The organism is Acidimicrobiales bacterium (assembly GCA_036399815.1).
GTDB lineage: Bacteria > Actinomycetota > Acidimicrobiia > Acidimicrobiales > DASWMK01 > DASWMK01.
In genome coordinates, this window is record DASWMK010000248.1 from 1 (window position 1) to 4,835 (window position 4,835).

A 4,835-nucleotide genomic window follows, 5' to 3' on the forward strand; every position below is an offset into this window, starting at 1 on the left:
CTCGGCCACCTGCTCCTCGTCGGTGACGTCGCAGGCGAGCGTCGAGATGCGCTCCTCGTCGGTGGTCGCCGTCTCCTTCAGGGCCGCCTCGTCCCGCCCGACGGCGACGACCAGCAGCCCGTCGGCGGCCAGCCGCCGGGCGACGGCCCGCCCGATCCCCCGGCTGGCGCCGGTCACGACGGCGACCCGCGCCGCGCCCTGCCCGGGCCGTGGGTTGCCCGTCCCCTCGTGGCGCACGCCGTGGTCGACCAACCCGTGCAGTGTGGCACGGCCGGGCGCGCCGCCGGCCGTTGACAGCCAGGGGCGAGGGGTCCAAGGTGGACGAGGGCCGCGTTGCCGGCCCAAAGGGGGGAACGGCCATGGATGACGCGAGCGCTTCGCAGGACCCGGTCCCCGCCAGGGTGGCGGAGATCCTCCGCTCGGCGAAGATGGACGACGACCGGATCGGCCGCCTCGTCGACCTCGTCGCCGGCTTCCGTCAGCGGCGCCTGCCCGTCCGGGTGCTGACCAAGGGCATCCCCTGGCCCGACCTCGTCGAGGTCCAGACGGTCGTCGGGAAGGACGAGGTCGGCGCGGTCACGGACCTCCTCGGCTCGCCCCGGCTCGACGAGCTCGAGGTGTTCCCGCTCGGGATCGTCGACCCCGAGATCTTCTTCGCCCGGTTCACCTTCCGCTGACCGGCGCCCCGGCCGCGGAGGTGTCGGGGTGACACCGTCGATCCTCCAGGTCCACCCGACCCTGCGCTGCAACCTCCGCTGCGCGCACTGCTACTCGGGCTCCGAGCCCGGGCTGACCGCGGCGCTGCCCGTCGGCGCGCTCCAGGCCGCGGCGGCCGACGCCGCCCGCCTCGGCTACGGCGTGCTGGCCGTGTCGGGCGGGGAGCCGCTGCTGTACGACCCGCTCCCCGACCTGCTCGCCGCCGCCCGCGACGCCGGCCTGGCCACGACGATGACGACCAACGGCCTGCTCGTCGGCAGCCGGCGGTTCGAGCGCTGCGCCCGGTCGATCGGCGCCGTCGCCGTCAGCGTCGACGGGATCGGCCCCACCCACGACCGGATGCGGGGGCGGCGGGGGGCGTTCGCCGAGGTCGTCGAGCGCACGGCCGTCCTGCGGGAGGCGGGGATCCCGTTCGGGCTCATCGTCACCCTCACCGAGGAGAACTGGGACCAGCTGGAGGACGTGGCCGACCTGGCCGTCGACCGGGGCGCCTCCCTCCTCCAGGTGCACCCCCTGGAGCGGGCCGGCCGGGGCGAGGGCTGCGACGGGCTGGTGCCGTCGGCCGCCACGCTCGGCCGGGCGTTCGTCGTCGTCGCCGCCCTGCGGGCCCGGCTCGGGGCGCGCGTCCACGTCCAGCTCGACCTGCTCCACCGCCGGGAGGTGGCCGAGCGGCCCGACCTCGTCCACGCGACGGCGCCGCCCGAGGCCGCCCGCCTGGGCGACTGGCTGACGACCCTCGTCGTCGAGGACGACGGCTCCGTCGCCCCGGTCGCCTACGGGTTCGGCGCCCGGTACCGGGTCGGCAACGTCCTCCACGGCTCGCTGGCGGCCGCCGCCCGGCGGTGGTCGGCCACCCGTCAGGCGGCGTTCGTCGCCCTCTGCGGGCGGCTCAGGGACCGGCTCCTCGCCGACGACGGCTGGCGGCTGGTGAACTGGACGGAGGCGGCCGTGCGGGCGAGCGCCGGCCTCCCGGTCAGCCCAGCTCCCGCAGCCTGAACCGCTGGAGCTTGCCCGTCTGGGTCTTCGGCAGGGCGTCGAGGAAGGCGACCGACCGCGGGTACTTGTACGGCGCGATCTCCTTCTTCACGAAGTCCTGGAGGCCGGCGGCGGTGTCGGCCGTCGCCGGCACGCCGTCGGCGAGCACCACGTAGGCCTTGACGATGCTCCCGCGCTCCTCGTCGGGCACGCCGACGACCGCGCACTCGGCCACGTCGGGGTGGCGGAGCAGGGCGTCCTCCACCTCGGGGCCGGCGATGTTGTAGCCGGCCGAGATGATCATGTCGTCGGAGCGGGCCTGGAACCAGAAGTAGCCGTCGGCGTCGCGGACGTAGCTGTCGCCGGTGAGATTCCAGCCCCGCTGCACGTACCGCCGCTGGCGCTCGTCGGCGAGGTAGCGGCACCCGGTCGGGCCCCGCACGGCCAGGCGCCCGATCTCGCCGTCCGGCACCGGCTCGCCGTCGTCGTCCACGACCATGGCCTCGTAGCCGGGGACCGGTACGCCGGTGGAGCCCGGGCGGATGGCGTCGCCCGAGGCCGAGATGAAGATGTGCAGCAGCTCGGTGGCGCCGATGCCGTCGACCAGCGGGACGCCGGTGGCGTCGTGGAACGCGTGCCAGGTGGCCTTCGGCAGCGCCTCGCCGGCCGACACGCCGGTGCGGAGCGACGACAGGTCGCGCGCGTCGCCGTCGAGCAGGCGGACCATGGCCCGGTAGGCGGTCGGCGCGGTGAACGAGATCGTCGCCCGGTGGCGGGCGATGCCCTCCAGCAGCTGGGGCGGGCCGGCCTGCTCGAGCAGGAGGCTGGCCGCGCCGACCCGCATCGGGAACACGACGAGGCCGCCGAGCCCGAACGTGAACCCGAGCGGCGGGCTGCCGCAGAACAGGTCGTCGGGCCGGGGGCGCAGGACGTGGGCCGAGAACGTGTCGGCGATGGCGAGCACGTCGCGGTGGAAGTGCATGCAGCCCTTGGGCGCGCCGGTGGTGCCGGACGTGAACGCGATGAGGGCGACGTCGTCGGCCGCCGTCGGCACGTCGTCGAACGTCGCCGGCTTCGACGGCGCCCGGTCGAGCAGCTCGGAGACGGGCAGCACCGGCAGGCCGCCGGCCGCGGCCGCCCGGAGCTCGTCGAGGAGGCGGTCGTCGCAGATCGCCGCGCTCGGCAGGGACCGCTCGCAGATCGGGACCAGCTCGGCCCGGCGCAGCAGCGGCATCGTGGTGACGACCACGGCGCCGGCCTTCAGCACGGCGAACCAGCAGGCCACCAGCTCGGGGTTGTTCGGGGCCCGGAGCACGACCCGGTTGCCGGGGACGACGCCGAGGTCGTCGACCAGCACGTGGGCGATGCGGTTGGCGTGGGCCAGGAGGTCGGCGTAGGTCCAGGTGGCGCTGTCGCTCACCAGGCACCGGCGGTCCCCGCCCATGCGGGCGACGGTGCGGTCGAGCAGCTCGGTGGCGCAGTTGAGCCGGTCGGGGTAGCGCAGCTCGGGCAGGTCGAAGCGCAGGTCCGGCCACTCGTCCGCCGGCGGCAGGTGGTCCCGCGGGAACGGATCGACGTGCGCGGACTCGCTCAGCGGAAGCGCCATTGCCCCCCGTCCCCCGTGGCCGGCCGACCGGACCCGCTCAGTGTGGCACGCCCTACCAGACGGTCGCGGCGCCGCCCCGGCGGGGGCGGCGGAGGCGCTGGTCCTTCGTGACGAGCGGGAGCCCATGCTCGACGGCGGTGGCGTAGATGAGCCGATCGGCCGGGTCGCGAGGAACGCCTCGGACAGCCCGGCGGCCGTCGCCGCGACCGCCGGCGAGATCGGGACCGTCCGCACGACCGTCGACAGGTCGTCCAGCCAGCGGCGCAGCGGCGGGCGCACCGTGATGCGGCCGCCGGCGGCGACGGCCAGCTCGTCGGTCCCCTTCGATGGCAGCGGTGGCCCGGTCGCTCGAGCGACCCTGCCTCGTGATCTCCACCTCCTCGCCCGCCTCGACGTCGTCGAGGACGGCGTGGAGCTTCGCTCTCACCTCGCTCGCCGTGATCCGCCGCCCCGGGTGGCGGCGGTCGTCAGGCGTCGCCGGTGCCGCTGGCCCAGCTGAGGACGTAGCCCTCGACGTCGACCCGCTTGGCCGCCTCGGTCATGTGGAGGGGGCGGCGGCTGTCGACCATCACCGCGTACTCCTTCGCCATCCGCCGCTCGCCGGTCGGCGCGGCGGCCGCGGCGCGGTCCCGCTCGACGGCGGCCGGCTGGGGGCCGTGGTGCAGGCCGTGGGGGTGGAACGTCAGCATCCCCGCCCCGATCCCGGCCCGGGAGAAGAACTCCCCCGAGTGGTAGAAGATGACCTCGTCGTAGTCGATGTTGCGGTGGTAGAAGGGCAGCCGCAGCGCGTCGGGGTCCTCCTCCATCGGCCGCGGCGCGAACGTGCACACCACGAATCCCTCGTTCACGAAGGTCGTGTGCACCGACGGCGGCAGGTGGAAGCGGGGCGAGGTCACCGGCCGGAAGTCCTCGACGTTCAGCCGCAGCGGGGCCACGTCGCCCTTCCAGCCGACCACGTCGCAGGGGTGGAACGGGTAGTGCACGACCGTGTCCCGGCCGTCCCGCTTCACGACGACGACGAAGTCGCCCTCCTCCTCGATCGCCTCGGCCTCGGGCACCTCGACGACGGCCGGGTCGAACAGCGCGTGGCGCCCGAGCAGGCCCCGCTCGGGCAGCTCGTAGAGCCCCCTGCCCTCGATCACGAGCGTCTCGGTCGGCTCGTCCAGCTCGAAGCGGTACGTCGTGCCGCGGGGCACGAGCAGGTAGTCGCCCGGCCCGTAGCGCAGCGGCCCGTACTCCGTCCTGAGCAGCCCCCGGCCGGCGTGGACGAAGTGGAGCTCGTCGCCGTCGGCGTCGCGGAGGAACTCGGGCCGGCCCTCGACCCGCCGGTGGTAGGCGATGGCCACGTCGTCGTTGACGAGGAGCGCGACCGGCCACCTCGTGTCGACGTCGTCGACCTTCGTGCAGTCGAGGGCGTGGTGGGCGGCCGGGCCCTCGACCGCCGTCCAAGCGGTCGGCGGGTGGAGGCGGTAGAGGTGGCTGGCCGGCCCGTAGACCCCGGACCGGCCGTGCTCCTCCTCGACCGTGCCGTCCGGCA

At 75.1% G+C, this 4,835-nt stretch carries 5 protein-coding genes; 2 read left to right on the plus strand and 3 right to left on the minus strand.

The features are described from left to right. Positions 1-252, minus strand: a 252-nt coding sequence (locus VGB14_18610; protein ID HEX9994944.1) for an SDR family NAD(P)-dependent oxidoreductase, incomplete at its 3' end; no start/stop codon positions are given. Between the two features lie 107 nt (positions 253-359). On the opposite strand from VGB14_18610, the gene VGB14_18615 reads away from it, so the two are divergent. Further along, on the plus strand, positions 360-677 hold the full coding sequence (locus tag VGB14_18615; protein HEX9994945.1) for a hypothetical protein: 318 nt from the start codon (positions 360-362) through the stop codon (positions 675-677). 28 nt (positions 678-705) lie between these two features. Then, positions 706-1,713, plus strand: a complete 1,008-nt coding sequence (locus VGB14_18620) for a radical SAM protein (GenBank protein ID HEX9994946.1) — start codon at positions 706-708, stop codon at positions 1,711-1,713. On the opposite strand, the gene VGB14_18625 is transcribed toward VGB14_18620, so the two are convergent. Together VGB14_18625 and VGB14_18630 are read right to left on the minus strand one after the other, a co-directional pair. Continuing rightward, complete coding sequence (locus VGB14_18625; protein HEX9994947.1) at positions 1,691-3,298, minus strand: AMP-binding protein; 1,608 nt, start codon at positions 3,296-3,298, stop codon at positions 1,691-1,693. The genes VGB14_18620 and VGB14_18625 overlap by 23 nt on opposite strands. A gap of 467 nt (positions 3,299-3,765) precedes the next feature. Continuing rightward, positions 3,766-4,835, minus strand: a 1,070-nt coding sequence (locus VGB14_18630) for a homogentisate 1,2-dioxygenase (GenBank protein HEX9994948.1), incomplete at its 5' end; no start/stop codon positions are given.